Consider the following 14,596-nt stretch of genomic DNA (forward strand, 5'->3'; position numbering starts at 1 on the left):
AGCCATTTCTGTACAGGATTCCTGGAGCCCAGCATGTCAGCGTATCTGCAGCAATTCGCCGAGCATTTCACCCGCCTCGACGGGGGCAACCTCGGCACCCTTGAAAAGCTGTACAGCGACGATGTCACCTTTCGCGATCCGTTGCATCAGATCCAGGGGCTGACGGCTCTGCGGGCCTATTTCGCGCAGTTGTACGCCAACGCTCACGATATCCGCTATGCCTTTTCCAGCGCCGACGAAGTGACGCCCGGGCAAGGTTACCTGCGCTGGACCCTGCAGTTCCGCCATCCACGCCTGGCCGGTGGTGAGCAGATCACCTTGCAGGGATGCAGTTACCTGCAATGGCATGAACGGGTGCATTTCCACCAGGATTATTTCGACGCAGCAGCACTGCTCTACGAACACGTTCCGGTCATGGGCCGTGCGATTCGATGGCTCAAAGGCAGGGTCGCATGAGCCGCTGCTGGCTGACAGGCGCAAGCAGCGGTATCGGTGCCGCACTTGCACAATGCCTGCTGGAGCAAGGCCATCAGGTTGCCTTGGGCGGACGCAATGCGGATCGTCTCGCGCCGTTGGCTGAACACTTTCCCGGGCAGGTGCTGCTGGCCATCGGCGACCTCGACGACCCTGTACAGGTATCCGGGATCGCAACCCGTATCGAGCAGGCCTGGGGAGCGCTGGACCGGGTGATCCTCAATGCAGGCACCTGCGAGTACCTGGAACCGGGCCATTTCGACCCAGCCCTTGTCGAGCGCGTGATCCGTACCAATTTCCTTGCCGTCAGCTACTGCCTGGCAGCAGCCCTGCCCTTGCTTCGCGCTGGTCAGCACCCTCACCTGGTAGTGATGGGCAGTTCGGTGACCTGGCTGGCCTTGCCCCGCGCCGGCGCCTATGGCGCGTCCAAGGCAGCCGTGCGTTATCTGGTGGAATCGCAGCGCATCGACCTGGCCCGCGAAGGCATCGCCGTCACCCTCGTCAGCCCGGGCTTTGTCGACACGCCATTGACCCGTCGCAACGATTTCCCCATGCCGCAGCTGTGGTCGGCGCAGCGCGCAGCCAGCCATATTGCCAAACGCCTTCCCGAACGCCCGCTGGAAATCAACTTCCCCCTGCTTTTCACCCTGGTATTGCGACTGCTCGGCGCACTGCCCGCACGCCTGCGCCTGGCGCTAGGGCAACACCTTGCCCGTCATGAACAGGAATGATGATCCATGCGTATAGCAATAATCGGCAGCGGCATCGCAGGGCTATCCTGCGCTCATCTGCTGTCACGCAGGCATGAGGTTACGGTTTTCGAAGCCGAGCAATGGATCGGGGGCCACACGCATACCCTCGATGTGATCTGGCAGGGTGAACGCCATGCAATAGATACCGGCTTCATCGTATTCAATGACTGGACCTATCCGCACTTCATCCGCTTGCTCGAGCACCTGAAAGTCGCCTCGCGGCCGACCGAAATGAGTTTCTCCGTGCATGATCCGGCCACCGGCCTGGAATACAACGGGCACGACCTGAACACCCTGTTTGCCCAACGCCGCAACCTGGTGTCCCCGGGGTTCTGGGGGATGCTAAGGGACATTCTGCGTTTCAACCGTCAGGCGCTCGCCGACCTGGATAACCAGCGTATCGATGCCAACGCTACCCTGGGCGCCTACCTCCAGATGCAGCGGTATGGGCAGCGCTTCATCAATCATTACATCGTACCGATGGGCTCGGCGATATGGTCGATGTCCCGCGCGGACATGCTCGGCTTCCCACTTGCGTTCTTTGTGCGGTTCTGTCGCAACCACGGCTTGTTGTCGGTCAACCAACGCCCACAGTGGCGCGTGATCGAAGGGGGCTCGCGCAGCTATGTCGGTCCGCTGTGCCGACCGTTTGCCGGGCGCATCCGCCTCGACTGCAAGGTTTACCGGGTCAGCCGCGACGAAGGTGGCGTCACCCTGATGAGCGCTGCCGGTACCGAACGTTACGACAATGTGGTGTTTGCCTGCCACAGCGACCAGGCCCTGGCGCTGCTGGAAGCGCCGAGCGTGCAGGAGCGGGAAGTGCTCGGCGCCATCGGCTATGCCAGCAACGATGTGGTGCTGCACACCGATACCCGTCTGCTACCCCACCGCAAACGCGCCTGGGCCAGCTGGAACTACCGGCTCGGCGGGCCACAGCAGGCGCCTGCCGCGCTGACTTACAACATGAACATTCTGCAAGGCATCCAGGCACCGGCGACGTTCTGCGTGAGCCTCAACCAGACCGCGCTGGTGGATCCGGCGCAGATCATTGCCCGCTTCCAGTACGACCATCCGCAGTACAGCCTTGCGGCGTGCGCCGCGCAGGCGCGCCAGGAACAGCTGCAGGGCCAGCGCCACAGTTACTTCTGCGGCGCCTACTGGGGCAACGGCTTTCACGAAGATGGCGTGGTCAGTGCATTGAAGGTGGCCGCGCATTTCGGAGAGCACCTGTGAACAGCAGCCTTTGCGTGGGCTGGGTCAGCCACCGGCGCCTGGCGCCGCGCCCCCACGCCTTCCGCTACAGGATCGGCATGTTCTACCTGGACCTGGACGAGCAAGCCTTGCTGACAGGCCTGTCACGCTGGCTGTGGCGCTGGCGCCTGGCGCCGCTCAGCTGGAACGAGGCAGATTACCTGCCAGCCCAGACCCGCCGGGGCGAGCCCCTGGCCCAGGCTGCACGCTTGCTGGTGCGCAGCGCGACGGGAGAGATGCCTGAGGGGCCGGTGCACCTGCTCACGCAATTGCGTTGCTGGGGGCTGTCGTTCAACCCGGTCAGTTTCTATTTCTGCCATGACCGCGACGGACGACTGACGGCAATCCTGCTGGAGGTGCGAAACACGCCATGGCGCGAACGCTTCCATTACGTGCTACCGGTCAGCGAAAACCTTGCCAGGCCCTTCACTGTCACCAAGGCCTTTCATGTGTCGCCTTTCATGCCACTGCACATGGACTATCGCTTGCACTTTGCCCTGGACGCAGAGCATGTGCGCATCCACATGGAGAACTGGCAAGCCGATAGCAAGGTGTTCGAGGCCGACCTGGCCCTGCATCGCCAGCCGCTGGATAAAGCCGCCGTGCACCGATACGTACTGGCCTTCCCCTGGATGAGCCTGCGCACCGTCGCGGCCATCTACTGGCAGGCACTGCGCCTGTTGTTCAAACGCACACCCATCCATGACCACACGCCCAGCCAGAGTGACCTGGCGCTCGGCCATTCCTGCGAGGACCCTGATGATGTCGAACCCCACCCTGAGCGTTAGCAAGTTCGCCGGCCTCGGGCCGTTGTTCGGTGGCCTGGCACGAAACGCCGTGCTCGCCAGCCTGGGCAGGCTGCGCCATGGCCATTTGCGCCTGCTCAGCCACGGGCAGCAATGGAGCTTCGGTGACGCCGACAGCCCGCTGCAGGCCGAGGTGGAAATCCTTGATGACATCACCTGGAGCCTGATAGCCGGCAATGGCTCGATCGGTGCTGGCGAAGCCTACATCCACGGCTATTGGCGAAGTCCCGACCTGGCGCTGGTGACTCGCCTGTTTGTCGCAAACCTTGAGGTACTTGACACCCTCGAGGGTGGCCTGGCCCGCCTCGGCCGCCCTGCCCTGCGGTTGCAGCACAAACTCAACCGCAACAGCAGGCGCGGTGCCCGTCGCAATATCCTGGCGCACTACGATCTGGGCAATGCCCTGTTCGAGCGGCTGCTGGACCCCACCATGATGTATTCGGCAGCCCGGTTCGAACACCCTGAACAGACGCTGGAACAAGCTCAGTTGCACAAGCTGGAGCGCATCTGCCAGAAGCTGGAACTGTGCCCTGCCGACCATCTGCTGGAGATCGGCTGCGGGTGGGGCAGCCTGGCAATCCACGCCGCCACCCGATATGGCTGCAAGGTCACCACCACCACGCTTTCCGAGGCGCAGTACAGCCATACCCTGCAACGCGTTCAGGCCCTGGGGCTGGAGCAGCGCGTGAAAGTGCTTCGCGAAGACTACCGCGATCTTCAAGGCACCTTCGACAAACTGGTCTCGATCGAGATGATCGAGGCTGTCGGCCACCGTTACCTGCCGGTGTATTTCCGCCAGTGCGCCTCGCTACTCAAGCCCGACGGGCTGATGCTGTTGCAGGCGATCACCATCCGCGATCAGCGCTATGCACAGGCGCGGCGGTCGGTGGATTTCATCCAGCGCTACATCTTCCCCGGTGGCGCCCTGCCTTCGTTGAGCGTGATGCTGGAAACTGCCAGCCGGCACACCGCACTCAACCTCTTGCACATGGAAGATTTCGGTCAGGACTATGCCCGCACCCTGCGGCACTGGCGAGAAAACCTGCGCCAGGCACGCGCAGCGTTGACGGACCTTGGCTACGACGACATGTTCCAGCGCCTGTGGGAGTTCTACCTGTGTTACTGCCAAGGCGGTTTTGAGGAGCGCGCCATCGGTGTCGCGCATCTGCTCTGGGCAGCGCCCCAGGCACGGCGCGCGCCCTTGCCTGGCAGTGCCTGATGAGCCGTCGCTGGCTGCTCGCCAATGCCTTGTGGCTACAGGCTGGCTGGTGGCTATGTGTATTGGGGGCCGAAAAAACCTTCCTGTCGTTGCTTGTGATTCCTGGCCTGGCCGTGCACCTGAGCCTGTGCCCGGACGTCCACGCAGAGGTCAAGGCGCTGTTGCGCGTAACGCCGGTGGGATGTGTGCTGGACAGCGCGCTGGGCGTGTTCGGTTTTGACACTTGGCCACTGCCGCTGTGGCTTGCGCTGCTGGGGCTGGTGCTGGCCAGCGGCATGCGCCACAGCCTGGCATGGGCCGACAGGCACTGGCGGCTCGGTGCGCTGATGGGTGCAGTTGGCGGCCCTCTGGCCTATCTGAGCGGGGCGAGGTTGGCAAATGTCGACTTGCCCATGGGCACGCTGGAAACCGGCCTGTTACTGGTGCCGATATGGGCCGCTACCCTGCCCTTGCTCGCGCGCCTCGCGGTGCGGTGCTGACTTGCGGCATCGTTCGGAGCAGTAGCGCACCTGCGCCCAGCAACGCGCCCAGCGCTTGCGCCAGTTGAACGGCCGCCCACACACCACGCAGATCTTGCTGGGCAAAAGACCCTTTTTCATATCGGCTGCGCCGCATCGAGTTGTGCCAGCAGTGACTGGCCACGCTGCCACACGGCATCGCGACGGTCAGCCGCCATGCCATCCAGGCTTCGATAGACCAGCGCCAGACGCGGGTTAGCCGAAAGTTCCGAGCGATGGCGAATCAGAAAATGCCAATACAACGCATTGAACGGGCAGCCATCCACCTCGGTCACGTGGTCAACCCTGTAACTGCATGCCTTGCAATGGTCGGACATGCGCTGGATATAACGACCACTGGCGCAGTAAGGCTTGGACCCCAGGTAGCCACCGTCGGCGTACATCACCATACCAAGCGTGTTGGGCAGCTCGACCCAGTCGAAGGCATCCATGTAGACCGCCAGGTACCACTCACAAATCGCGGCTGGGGCGATACCGGCCAGCAAGGCGAAGTTGCCGGTGACCATAAGCCGCTGGATATGGTGAGCGTAGCCCAGGCGAAGGGTCTGGCCGATGGCCTGCTCCATGCAGCGCATGCGGGTGCGCCCGGTCCAATAGAATTCTGGCAACGCTCGCTCGTTGCCCAGGTAGTTGAGCGCCGCATACTCCGGCATGCGCAGCCAGTAGATGCCGCGCACATACTCGCGCCAGCCGATCAACTGGCGGATGAAGCCCTCTGCTGCATTGAGCGGTACTCGCCCCTCGCGCCAGGCCTTGTCGACCTCCTCGCACAGGCAACGTACGTCCAGAAGCCCGATGTTCAGCGCCGCACTGATGCGCGCATGGAACAGGTACGGCTCGCCCTCGGCCATCGCATCCTGGTAGTCACCGAAAGCTGCCAGGCCGAAATCCAGAAAGTGTTGCCAGAGCTGCCTTGCCTCGGCATGAGTCACCGGGTAGTCGAAACCGTCGATGGCTCCGTAGTGGTCGCTGAAGCGTTGGCGTACCAGGGCTATTACCGCTGCCGTGATCTCGTCCTGCTCGAAATGCGCGGCGAAGGGGCCACGCAGCTGGCGGGGCAAGGCCTTGCGATTGTCGCCATCGAGATTCCAGGTTCCACCTGCCGGGCTGCCGTCAGGCTCCAGCAGCAGACCGGTACGCTTGCGCATGCCACGGTAGAAGTACTCCATACGCAGTTGGCCGCGTTCCCGGGCCCAGCGCGCGAAGGCTTCGCGAGAACAGAGAAATCGCGTGTCGCGATGCCACACAAGCGGCAGTGAGGCATCGCGCAACGCCTGCTCCAGGCGCCACTCTCCGCACTCGGTCAGGTGAATATGCGTGGCTCTCAGGGCTTGCTGCCAGCGCCGCAACTCGCCAACGATGGTTCCGCTGTTGCCGTCATCATCAAGTTTCACATAATGCACCTGCCAACCGCGCTCGCGCAGTGCCAGTGCGAAGTGCCGCATGGCGCTGAAGATCAGGACGATCTTCAGCGGATGATGCGGCACGTACCTGGCCTCCCCTTCCACTTCCGCCATCAGCACAGCATCGCGGGCAGGATCGAGGGCTTTCAGGCTTGCCAGGTCGAACGACAGCTGGTCACCCAATACCAGGCCCAGGCGCATCGTTCAGGTTACCCCAGGCTGGTAAACGTTACCGCTACGCAGATTCATGGCACACCCTCCAGCAGACGCTGACGCAGTTGTTGATCCCTGGCCCGTGGATCGAGCCAGATGGCGAAGAACGCCCGGGCAAAGGCCGGGTCGGCGATCGCCCGGCTGAGTTTGCCATCGACGTAGAAACGGCAGCCCTGCCCCGGCATGTACAAGCCGGTGATGCGCATCCCAGGGCGTACATCCACGAACGCCTGCTGCATGGCCTGGGACCACGCCGCGCGCCGCTGCGGCGTCAGGCTATCAGGATCCAGGCGGTACATTTCCTCGAGGCTGGCCTTCACGAGCATGTCTCTGGACAGCGTCCGGTGATAGGCGAGTTCAAGGGCAAAAGGCCGGTTCCAGTCCTGAACCGGACCTGCTGCCCATAGCTGTGCGGTGTAAAGACGCAGGCCGAACCAGGTGAACTCACCGGAGCCCAGCCGTTGCGCTGCCGGCAGCTCCGCTCGCCAGTCCGCCGCCTCGGACAGGCCTGTCAGTAGCAGGCAAAGCCAGGTCCAACGAGCAGTGCGCCCCATGGTAACCTCGAGCACTCCAAAATACCTGTACAACATTGGTAATTATGTACAGGTTTTAGCCATATTGTACAATTTTTAGTGTCTACCCCGTAGCGACATGTCGGCGCAAGTGGTGAACAGGCGGACATACGGTGATGCCAGGAAAAGGAGGCAGTTCAGTGAACCTTATCAATGACCTTCAATCTCCCGCCAACGTACTGGTCTGCGGAGCCAGCCAGGGAATTGGCCTTGCACTGTGCACGCAGTTGCTGGGGCGCGCCGACATCGGGCGGGTGTTTGCCGTCTCGCGACATGCCACCAGCAGCCCTGCGCTGGATGCTTTGTTCGCCGAGCACCCAAGACAGTTGGTTCGCATCGACTGCGACGCGTGTTCCGAAGTGGCACTGCAAACACTGGCGGCGCGGGTGGGCGCCTGCTGCGACCAGCTGAACCTTGTACTGTGCACGCTTGGCGTGCTGCAAGAGGCACCCGCACGGGCCGAAAAAGCGCTGACACAGGTAGACATGGCTGGGCTGCTGGCCAGCTTCACGACCAACTGTTTCGCCCCTGTCCTGCTGCTCAGGCACTTGCTGCCCTTGTTGCGACAGCAACCGATGACCTATGTGGCACTGTCGGCGCGGGTCGGGTCGATCAGCGACAACCATCTTGGCGGATGGTATAGCTATCGCGCCAGCAAGGCCGCGCTCAACCAGCTTCTGCACACTGCGAGCATCGAACTCAAGCGACTGAACCCTGCTTCCACGGTACTATTGCTGCATCCCGGGACCACCGACACCCGCCTTTCCCAACCCTTTCAGGGCAATGTACCGCCGGGAAAACTGTTCTCGCCGGCATTTGCAGCGACATGCATCCTAGCGCTGGTGAGCCGACACGGCCCCGACCAGAGCGGTACATTCTGGGCGTGGGACGGCACACCGATTGCCTGGTGACGCCAAAGCCAGCATGGCTTGGCTTCTCTTGTCAGCTGAACACCCAGAGCACGCGGGTGGGCTTGTCGGTGAGGTTGGCGTAACGAAAACTTGCGTGGGGTTGCAGCTGAAAACTGTCACTGGCGCGCAGCGTTACCGGCTCGCCGCCATCCAGCCAGACGGTCAGTTCGCCTTCGAGCACGAAGCAGCCCTGCTCCGAGCTGTCGTCCAGGTACTCCTCGCCACTGCTGGCCCCAGGCTCCAGGTGGCTGTCGAGCATGGAGAACGCGCCCGTTATCGTGGGGGATGCCAGCACATCGGTGATGCCACCGGCCAGGTGAAGGGTACGACGCTCGTGAGGGCGGGTGACCCACTCGAGTTCGCGCGGCTGGTCCAGCTTGTAGAAATAGGCCGTGGAGACGCCGAGCTCTTCGCTGATAGCCGTGAGGTCGGCCACGGTTGGGCGGGATACACCCCGTTCGACCTGGGACAGAAAGCCCACCGAACGGCCGATGCGCTGCGCCAGTTCGCCCAGTGTCAGGCCCTTGAACTTGCGCAGGTCGCGAATCAGTACGGCCAGGCCTTCGATCTCTTCGTGAACTTTCATGGTTGAATCGCGACTTTCGGATGGGAAAAATGATGCCCTGAAAAGTACATGATTCATTTCACAAAGCAAGATGCTTCATGGCGATCTTGGGGCTGCTTTGCAGCCCTTCGCGGGCGTGCCCGCGAAGGGTCGCAAAGCGGCCCCAAACAATTCAACTGACTGGCACCAGTCCCAGGGCTCTTCCCTTACCGAACAGCCTCGTACGTCAAGTCCAGGCACTTGCGGGCTTTTTCCACCAGTTCGTCGATCTCCTCGATGCTGATCACCAGCGGCGGCGCGATGATCATGGTGTCGCCCACGGCACGCATGATCAGCCCGTTGTCGAAGCAGTGCTGGCGACAGATCATGCCGACACCTTTACCTTCATGACGCGCACGGGTGGCCTTGTCCTTCACCAGCTCGATCGCGCCGAGCATGCCCAGGCCGCGTACCTCGCCTACCAGCGGGTGGTCGGCCAGCTCGCGCAGGCGTTGTTGCAAGTACGGAGCGGTCTTGTCGTGCACCTGCTCGATGATCTTTTCATCACGCAGTATCCGCAGGTTCTCCAGGCCCACCGCAGCCGCCACCGGGTGGCCGGAATAAGTGAAGCCGTGGTTGAAGTCGCCGCCTTCGCTGATGACTTTGGCCACTTCATCTCGCACGATCACGCCGCCCATGGGGATATAGCCGGAGGTAAGGCCCTTGGCGATGGTCATCAGGTCAGGCTTGAGGTCGTAGTAGTCGCTACCGAACCACTCGCCTGTACGGCCGAAGCCGCAGATCACTTCGTCAGCGACGAAGAGGATGTCGTACCTGGCCAGAATCTCCTTCACCTTCGGCCAGTAGGTCTGCGGTGGAATGATCACCCCGCCAGCGCCCTGGATCGGTTCGGCGATGAAGGCGGCAACGTTGTCCACGCCAACTTCGAGGATCTTCTTCTCCAGCTGTTCGGCCGCCCACACGCCGAAGTCGGCCTCGGTCATGTCGCCGCCTTCGCCATACCAGTACGGCTGCGGGATATGCACGATATCCGGGATCAGCCCGCCCTGCTGGTGCATGCCGCTCATGCCGCCCAGGCCCGCGCCGGCCACGGTGGAGCCGTGGTAACCGTTGATGCGGCCGATGATGACCTTCTTGCTCTTCTGGCCCTTGAGCGCCCAGTAATGGCGGACCATGCGCAGCACGGTGTCGTTGCCTTCGGAGCCGGAGCCGGTGAAGAACACATGGGTCATGCCTTGCGGGGCCACATCGGTGATCGCCTTGGCCAGTTCCAGCGCGGGCGGGTGCGCGGTCTGGAAGAACAGGTTGTAGTACGGCAGCTGCTTCATCTGCTGGCTGGCGACGTCGGCCAGCTCATCGCGCCCATAGCCCACCGCCACGCACCACAGGCCCGCCATGCCATCGAGAATCTTGTGGCCTTCGCTGTCCCAGAGGTATACGCCCTTGGCCGAGGTGATGATGCGCGGGCCTTTCTCGGCCAGTTGCCGAACATCGCTGAACGGGGCCAGGTGGTGGTCGCGGCTCATGGCTTGCCAGGCGAGGGTCTGGGAATTCTGCTCACTCATTGACTTCACTCCATCACGTTGCGCAGCCGTGCCACGCAGGTACTTTTTTGTAATTGGGAAAGATCGCTGTCAGGCGGACTTCAACAGCATCTGGCGCAATACCGAGCGATGCCGGCAGGCCTTGCCAAAGGACTGGAAGATGGTCAGGTAATGCGGGTTGTCCATGACCTGGTACTCGGGGTGCCATTGCACGGCCAGGGCAAAACCCTTGCTGTTCTCGACCGAAATCGCTTCCACCAGGCCATCGGGTGCCAGCGCCTCCACCCTCAGCCCGGGGGCCAGTACATCGATGCCCTGGCCGTGGATGGAATTGACATCGATAACCGCCGGTAAGCCCATGCGGTCGAGCATGCCGCCGGGCTCTATGTGCAGGGCGTGACGCGGGCCGTATTGCTTTTCGATGGGCTCACCCTTGCTTTCGCGGTGGTCCATGAACATGCCGGTCTCATGCACCTTCTGGTGCAGGGTGCCGCCCAGCGCCACGTTCATTTCCTGGAAGCCACGGCAGATGCCAAGCACCGGCACACCGGCGGCGATGGCCGCACGCATCAGCGGCAAGGTGGTGGCATCACGCAGCGGGTCGTGATGGGTGCCCGCTGCACTGGCCGGGCCGTTGTAGTGCAACGGTTCGATGTTGGACGGCGAACCGGTGAAGATCAGCCCATCCACCACGTCGAGAATATCGGCGCTGTCCATCAGGTCTGCGAGGCTGGGTATCACGATGGGCAGCCCGCACGCTGCCTTGGCCGCCGCGCGCGCGTACTTCTCGCTGATGGTCTGGGTTGCATGCAGCTCGATCATGCTGGTGCATGCGGTAATGCCGATAACGGGCACACGTGGCATATCTTCCTCCGGCAAATCCATATTGCGCGTTGTATTGAAACGGTAGAAAGGCAGGGGGCAGCGGCGCTGCCCCAACCCCGGCACCTACAGGAACCAGCGGTATTCGCGGGCATCGATGTGGCGCATGAAGTCCAGTTGCTCCTGGTATTTGTTTTCGCAGTAGACCATCACGAATTCACTGCCCAGGCCCTCGTTCACCTCCGGGTGGTGACGCATGGCCGCCAGGGCACTGAAGGCATCCTTGGGGAACTCGATGCCGCTCTGGCGGTTGTCGTTCAGCGGGGCAATGGGCTCGACGCCACGTTCCAGGCCATGCTCCATCCCGGTCAGGATGGCCGCCAGCACCAGGTACGGGTTGGCATCGGCACCGGCGAGGCGGTGTTCGATGCGCAGGTTGCGCAAGTCGGACTCGGGGATGCGAATACACGCATCGCGATCTTCGAAACCCCAGCTGGCCTTGCTCGCCGCGTTGACCATGGCGCCGTAACGGCGGTAGGCATTGTGGTTGGGGGCGAAGATCGGCATGCAGTGCGGCAGCAGCTCCAGGCACCCTGCCACCGCATGGCGCAGCTTGCGCTGGTCATCGCCGGCCAGGATGTTGTTGCCGGCGTTGTCGTACAGGCTGACATGCACATGCATGCCGCTGCCCGGCGCGTCGAGGTACGGCTTGCTCATGAAGCTGGCTCGGTAGCCGTGCTTCATCGCGATCCCGCGGGTACTGCGGCAGAACAGCGCCGACCAGTCCGCCGCGCTCATGGCATCGTCGCTGTGCGAGAAGTTGATCTCGAACTGGCCTGGGCCCAGCTCCGCGGTGATGACGTTCGCCGGCACGCCCTGCTCGTTGGCGCCATCGACCATCTCGTGCAGCACCGGTGCGAAACGCGACAGCCGCTCGATGTGCATGTTCGGCTGGTCGTCGTGGTCGTCGGTCGCCTTGTCGCGTGGGTACTGTGGCAGGCCGTTGTCGAGCTTGCGGTCGAACAGGTAGAACTCCAGCTCGAAGGCCACCACCGGGCGAATGCCGCGCCTGGCCAGGCGCTGGATCACCCGGGCCAGCACTTCACGGGGCTCGAACTCGATGGGCTTGGCAGTGCCGTCGGAGGTGATGAGCATCTGCGCGATCGGTTCCTTTTCCCAGCGCACCGGCTTGAGGGTACCCGGCACCAGGCGGCGGGCGGCATCCGGGTCGCCGTCGGCGAAGCAGTAGTCACCGATCGGGTAGAGGCCACCCTGGGTGCCCAGCAGCACGCAGTTCTGCGGCAACTTCAGCGGCGCGCCGGCTGCGACTTTTTCCAGCATGTCCATGGGGTAGCGCTTGCCGTAGAAGTGCCCGGGAATATCCAGCGCAATCAGGTCGACATAACGTATTTCTGGGTGCTGCGCTCGGAACGAGCGCACTTCAGTCAGCAGATCCGGAAAGACGACACTCATCTTCTTGTCCTTGTGAGGTGAACGAATTCAGTTGAAGACCCAGAGCACGCGGGTGGCTTTTTCCGTCAGGTTGGCGTAACGGAACTGCGCGTGGGGGTGCAGCTGGAAGCAGTCGTTGGCCTGCAGGGTCACGGCGTCGCCGTGGTCCAGCCAGACCGTGAGTTCGCCTTCGAGCACGAAACAGCCCTGCTCGGAACGGTCAGTCAGGTACAGCTCGCCACTGCTGGCGCCTGGCTCGAGATGGCTGTCGAGCATGGAGAACGCGCCGCCGATGGTGGGCGAAGCCAGCACATCGGTAATGCCCGACTCGAGGTACAGCGTGCGCCGCTCGTGGGGGCGCGTGACCCAGCTGACGCTGCGCGGCTTGCTCAGGTTGTAGAAGTACGCGGTGGATACGCCGAGCGCTTCACTGATGGCGGTGAGGTCGGCCACGGTAGGGCGCGAAACACCGCGCTCGACCTGGGACAGGAAGCCGACCGAGCGGTTGATGCGCTCGGCCAGTTCGCCCAGGGTCAGGTTCTTGAATTTGCGCAGGTCGTGAATAAGGATCGCGAGGGCTTCAACCTCTTCGTGCATCTTCATCGTTTGAGACTGCCGTGAAATTTTTAGAGTTATTTTTCATGAAAAATTACATGAAAAATTTCACGAGTCAAGCCGAAGCTGAAAATGGGAAGCCGCGAATGGAGGTGGGGGGCAACAAGTAGCGAAGAGGCGTAACGAGAAAGGTAACTTGAGGCCCTCAGGACGCGAGGGCCTGCGAACGCTGCCGTACCGGCATTTCATAGCGGTGCGGTTGCTGCCAGGCCAGCTGTGCCTGGACATCGACCGCCGCATCCATCACTTTCTGCGCCCAGTTCTCATCCTTGGGGCACACCACCACCACGCGAAAACCGTGGTCGACGCCTTCCAGCCGCACGCCCTCGGAATCATCGACATGCAGGTCGATGTCGAAGGCCGACGGCAACTTCGAGGGCGCATTCTCAAGCCCGTTCACGGCCAGAATATGCTGGTGCCGGTCACTGTTGACCACGCCATCGACGCGGATACCGTAGAGCATCAACCAACGGCGGATGTAGGACGGCGTGCGCCCCGACGAGGTGTAGATCCAGATGCTGCAACCCTGGCGGCGCAGGTCGCGGATCAGCGAGCGCGTGCCACTGCGCAGGGGTTCACCCAACCAGCGGTGGACGAACGCCGGCAGCTTGCTGTGCTCGGCGGCGGCGTGCTCGGCCTGGCAGGCGAGCGTGTCGTCGATATCGAACGAAATGCGTACCTGCGGGCGATTGAACGTGCGCTCGAGGGCTTGCCGCCCGCGCTGGAACAGAGAAGGGCTTTGCATCAGCGGCACCTCTCGCGCGCAGGCATGGATGCGCCGCCGAGGAAGAACTTGCCGGGCTCGGGCGCGTGCGCTTCAAGGAAAGCTGCATACTTTTTCTTGATCTTGGGTAGTTCGTACAAAGCCTTGACCCCATGCTTGGCGGAGTTGCGTATGACCGAGGACGGGTTGAAGTAACCCTCGGCGTTGTCCAGCGACAGCACGAATGGTGGTAGCCCCGCGCGCATCAGCAAGTAGCTGACAATGAGCGACCCTGTGCGGTTGTTGCCTTCGATGAACAACTGCGGCTTGCTCAGAATTCGAACGTAGACACCCGCCGCGCGCTTCCAGATCGAGTCGCTGCCATACGAGCAATACCAGTTGTAGAGGTCCTTGATGCCGCCCTCCACATTATTGAAAAAGTGCGCCTCGGTCGCCGCCAGGTGCGGGGCAAATTCCAGCCTGCGTGCCGGGTCGCTGCCGCACAGCACGGTGGCGTTGATCTCCAGCATCAGGTTCAGTTGCTGCAGGTCGAAAAGGTCGACACCCCGGGCGACATAGTCGTCAATCAGGGCATAGCCTTCAACCACATTCAGCAGCACCTCGTCGGTGAATGGATCCCGCGGTTCGGTGAAATGCTGGCTGAGTTCGGCAAAGCGGGCCTGCACCTCACGCAGTGCGCGCTCTACCGCTGGCAGATCAAGACGACGCGTCGCTGGCATTGGAAATCCCTGGTAACACTTGGCGGAAGGTAATGC

The 14,596-nt window shown here is 62.4% G+C and carries 17 protein-coding genes; 7 read left to right on the forward strand and 10 right to left on the reverse strand.

The window, feature by feature from the left end; all coding sequences use genetic code 11:
- The first annotated feature begins 33 nt into the window (after positions 1-33).
- From ABX298_RS26000 to ABX298_RS26025, 6 genes are read left to right on the forward strand one after another with little or no spacing between them, the layout of a single operon-like run.
- Positions 34-456 (forward strand): nuclear transport factor 2 family protein, encoded by a 423-nt coding sequence (locus tag ABX298_RS26000; protein ID WP_367393867.1) that lies wholly within the window; start codon positions 34-36, stop codon positions 454-456.
- Entirely contained in the window at positions 453-1,205 is a 753-nt protein-coding gene (locus ABX298_RS26005) for an SDR family NAD(P)-dependent oxidoreductase (RefSeq protein WP_367393868.1), read from the forward strand. Before ABX298_RS26000 ends, ABX298_RS26005 begins: the two co-directional genes overlap by 4 nt.
- Positions 1,206-1,211: 6 nt before the next feature.
- Entirely contained in the window at positions 1,212-2,459 is a 1,248-nt protein-coding gene (locus tag ABX298_RS26010) for an NAD(P)/FAD-dependent oxidoreductase (protein ID WP_367393869.1), read from the forward strand.
- Positions 2,456-3,265 (forward strand): DUF1365 domain-containing protein, encoded by an 810-nt coding sequence (locus ABX298_RS26015; RefSeq protein WP_367393870.1) that lies wholly within the window; start codon positions 2,456-2,458, stop codon positions 3,263-3,265. The genes ABX298_RS26010 and ABX298_RS26015 overlap by 4 nt, the downstream gene beginning before the upstream one ends.
- The gene (locus tag ABX298_RS26020) at positions 3,240-4,502 is read left to right on the forward strand and encodes a class I SAM-dependent methyltransferase (RefSeq protein WP_367393871.1); all 1,263 of its coding nucleotides are present in this window, start codon (positions 3,240-3,242) and stop codon (positions 4,500-4,502) included. The genes ABX298_RS26015 and ABX298_RS26020 overlap by 26 nt, the downstream gene beginning before the upstream one ends.
- A complete protein-coding gene (locus ABX298_RS26025) occupies positions 4,502-4,981 on the forward strand; it encodes a DUF2878 domain-containing protein (protein WP_367393872.1) in 480 nt (159 codons plus the stop codon). The genes ABX298_RS26020 and ABX298_RS26025 overlap by 1 nt, the downstream gene beginning before the upstream one ends.
- Here ABX298_RS26025 and ABX298_RS26030 read toward each other — a convergent pair.
- The 3 genes from ABX298_RS26030 to ABX298_RS26040 are packed head-to-tail and all read right to left on the reverse strand — an operon-like array spanning position 4,919 to position 7,190.
- Positions 4,919-5,101, reverse strand: coding sequence for a DUF2256 domain-containing protein (locus tag ABX298_RS26030; RefSeq protein ID WP_075045543.1), 183 nt, complete (start codon positions 5,099-5,101; stop codon positions 4,919-4,921). The two genes, ABX298_RS26025 and ABX298_RS26030, sit on opposite strands and share 63 nt — an antisense overlap.
- On the reverse strand, positions 5,098-6,624 hold the full coding sequence (locus tag ABX298_RS26035) for a cryptochrome/photolyase family protein (protein WP_075045544.1): 1,527 nt from the start codon (positions 6,622-6,624) through the stop codon (positions 5,098-5,100). Before ABX298_RS26035 ends, ABX298_RS26030 begins: the two co-directional genes overlap by 4 nt.
- 44 nt (positions 6,625-6,668) lie before the next feature.
- Positions 6,669-7,190 (reverse strand): chalcone isomerase family protein, encoded by a 522-nt coding sequence (locus ABX298_RS26040; protein WP_075047001.1) that lies wholly within the window; start codon positions 7,188-7,190, stop codon positions 6,669-6,671.
- 158 nt (positions 7,191-7,348) lie between these two features.
- On the opposite strand from ABX298_RS26040, the gene ABX298_RS26045 reads away from it, so the two are divergent.
- Complete coding sequence (locus ABX298_RS26045) at positions 7,349-8,119, forward strand: SDR family NAD(P)-dependent oxidoreductase (protein WP_367393873.1); 771 nt, start codon at positions 7,349-7,351, stop codon at positions 8,117-8,119.
- A gap of 31 nt (positions 8,120-8,150) precedes the next feature.
- Here the strand turns inward: ABX298_RS26045 and ABX298_RS26050 are convergent, their stop codons facing one another.
- The 7 genes from ABX298_RS26050 to ABX298_RS26080 form a co-directional block, all read right to left on the reverse strand.
- The gene (locus ABX298_RS26050) at positions 8,151-8,705 is read right to left on the reverse strand and encodes a helix-turn-helix domain-containing protein (RefSeq protein ID WP_025339569.1); all 555 of its coding nucleotides are present in this window, start codon (positions 8,703-8,705) and stop codon (positions 8,151-8,153) included.
- Between the two features lie 185 nt (positions 8,706-8,890).
- Entirely contained in the window at positions 8,891-10,249 is a 1,359-nt protein-coding gene (locus tag ABX298_RS26055) for an aspartate aminotransferase family protein (RefSeq protein WP_075045546.1), read from the reverse strand.
- 69 nt (positions 10,250-10,318) lie between these two features.
- The gene (locus ABX298_RS26060) at positions 10,319-11,092 is read right to left on the reverse strand and encodes a gamma-glutamyl-gamma-aminobutyrate hydrolase family protein (protein WP_025339571.1); all 774 of its coding nucleotides are present in this window, start codon (positions 11,090-11,092) and stop codon (positions 10,319-10,321) included.
- Positions 11,093-11,176: 84 nt separating this feature from the next.
- Positions 11,177-12,523 (reverse strand): glutamine synthetase family protein, encoded by a 1,347-nt coding sequence (locus ABX298_RS26065; RefSeq protein WP_367393874.1) that lies wholly within the window; start codon positions 12,521-12,523, stop codon positions 11,177-11,179.
- Between the two features lie 27 nt (positions 12,524-12,550).
- Positions 12,551-13,105, reverse strand: coding sequence for a helix-turn-helix domain-containing protein (locus ABX298_RS26070; RefSeq protein ID WP_015270026.1), 555 nt, complete (start codon positions 13,103-13,105; stop codon positions 12,551-12,553).
- 157 nt (positions 13,106-13,262) lie between these two features.
- Positions 13,263-13,862: a hypothetical protein gene (locus ABX298_RS26075; RefSeq protein WP_085663356.1), complete on the reverse strand. Its 600-nt coding sequence runs from the start codon at positions 13,860-13,862 to the stop codon at positions 13,263-13,265.
- The gene (locus ABX298_RS26080) at positions 13,862-14,560 is read right to left on the reverse strand and encodes a hypothetical protein (RefSeq protein ID WP_085616084.1); all 699 of its coding nucleotides are present in this window, start codon (positions 14,558-14,560) and stop codon (positions 13,862-13,864) included. The genes ABX298_RS26075 and ABX298_RS26080 overlap by 1 nt, the downstream gene beginning before the upstream one ends.
- Positions 14,561-14,596 lie beyond the last annotated feature (36 nt).

It is taken from the genome of Pseudomonas sp. X4 (assembly GCF_040784925.1).
Lineage (GTDB): Bacteria > Pseudomonadota > Gammaproteobacteria > Pseudomonadales > Pseudomonadaceae > Aquipseudomonas > Aquipseudomonas putida_Z.

Bases quoted from the DNA above. Each gene is read 5' to 3' on its own strand.
- ABX298_RS26000 (WP_367393867.1), top strand. From the start codon at position 34: ATGTCAGCGTATCTGCAGCAATTCGCCGAGCATTTCACCCGCCTCGAC.
- ABX298_RS26005 (WP_367393868.1), top strand. From the start codon at position 453: ATGAGCCGCTGCTGGCTGACAGGCGCAAGCAGCGGTATCGGTGCCGCA.
- ABX298_RS26010 (WP_367393869.1), top strand. From the start codon at position 1,212: ATGCGTATAGCAATAATCGGCAGCGGCATCGCAGGGCTATCCTGCGCT.
- ABX298_RS26020 (WP_367393871.1), top strand. From the start codon at position 3,240: ATGTCGAACCCCACCCTGAGCGTTAGCAAGTTCGCCGGCCTCGGGCCG.
- ABX298_RS26025 (WP_367393872.1), top strand. From the start codon at position 4,502: ATGAGCCGTCGCTGGCTGCTCGCCAATGCCTTGTGGCTACAGGCTGGC.
- ABX298_RS26030 (WP_075045543.1), bottom strand. From the start codon at position 5,101: ATGAAAAAGGGTCTTTTGCCCAGCAAGATCTGCGTGGTGTGTGGGCGG.
- ABX298_RS26035 (WP_075045544.1), bottom strand. From the start codon at position 6,624: ATGCGCCTGGGCCTGGTATTGGGTGACCAGCTGTCGTTCGACCTGGCA.
- ABX298_RS26040 (WP_075047001.1), bottom strand. From the start codon at position 7,190: ATGGGGCGCACTGCTCGTTGGACCTGGCTTTGCCTGCTACTGACAGGC.
- ABX298_RS26050 (WP_025339569.1), bottom strand. From the start codon at position 8,705: ATGAAAGTTCACGAAGAGATCGAAGGCCTGGCCGTACTGATTCGCGAC.
- ABX298_RS26055 (WP_075045546.1), bottom strand. From the start codon at position 10,249: ATGAGTGAGCAGAATTCCCAGACCCTCGCCTGGCAAGCCATGAGCCGC.
- ABX298_RS26060 (WP_025339571.1), bottom strand. From the start codon at position 11,092: ATGCCACGTGTGCCCGTTATCGGCATTACCGCATGCACCAGCATGATC.
- ABX298_RS26065 (WP_367393874.1), bottom strand. From the start codon at position 12,523: ATGAGTGTCGTCTTTCCGGATCTGCTGACTGAAGTGCGCTCGTTCCGA.
- ABX298_RS26070 (WP_015270026.1), bottom strand. From the start codon at position 13,105: ATGAAGATGCACGAAGAGGTTGAAGCCCTCGCGATCCTTATTCACGAC.
- ABX298_RS26075 (WP_085663356.1), bottom strand. From the start codon at position 13,862: ATGCAAAGCCCTTCTCTGTTCCAGCGCGGGCGGCAAGCCCTCGAGCGC.
- ABX298_RS26080 (WP_085616084.1), bottom strand. From the start codon at position 14,560: ATGCCAGCGACGCGTCGTCTTGATCTGCCAGCGGTAGAGCGCGCACTG.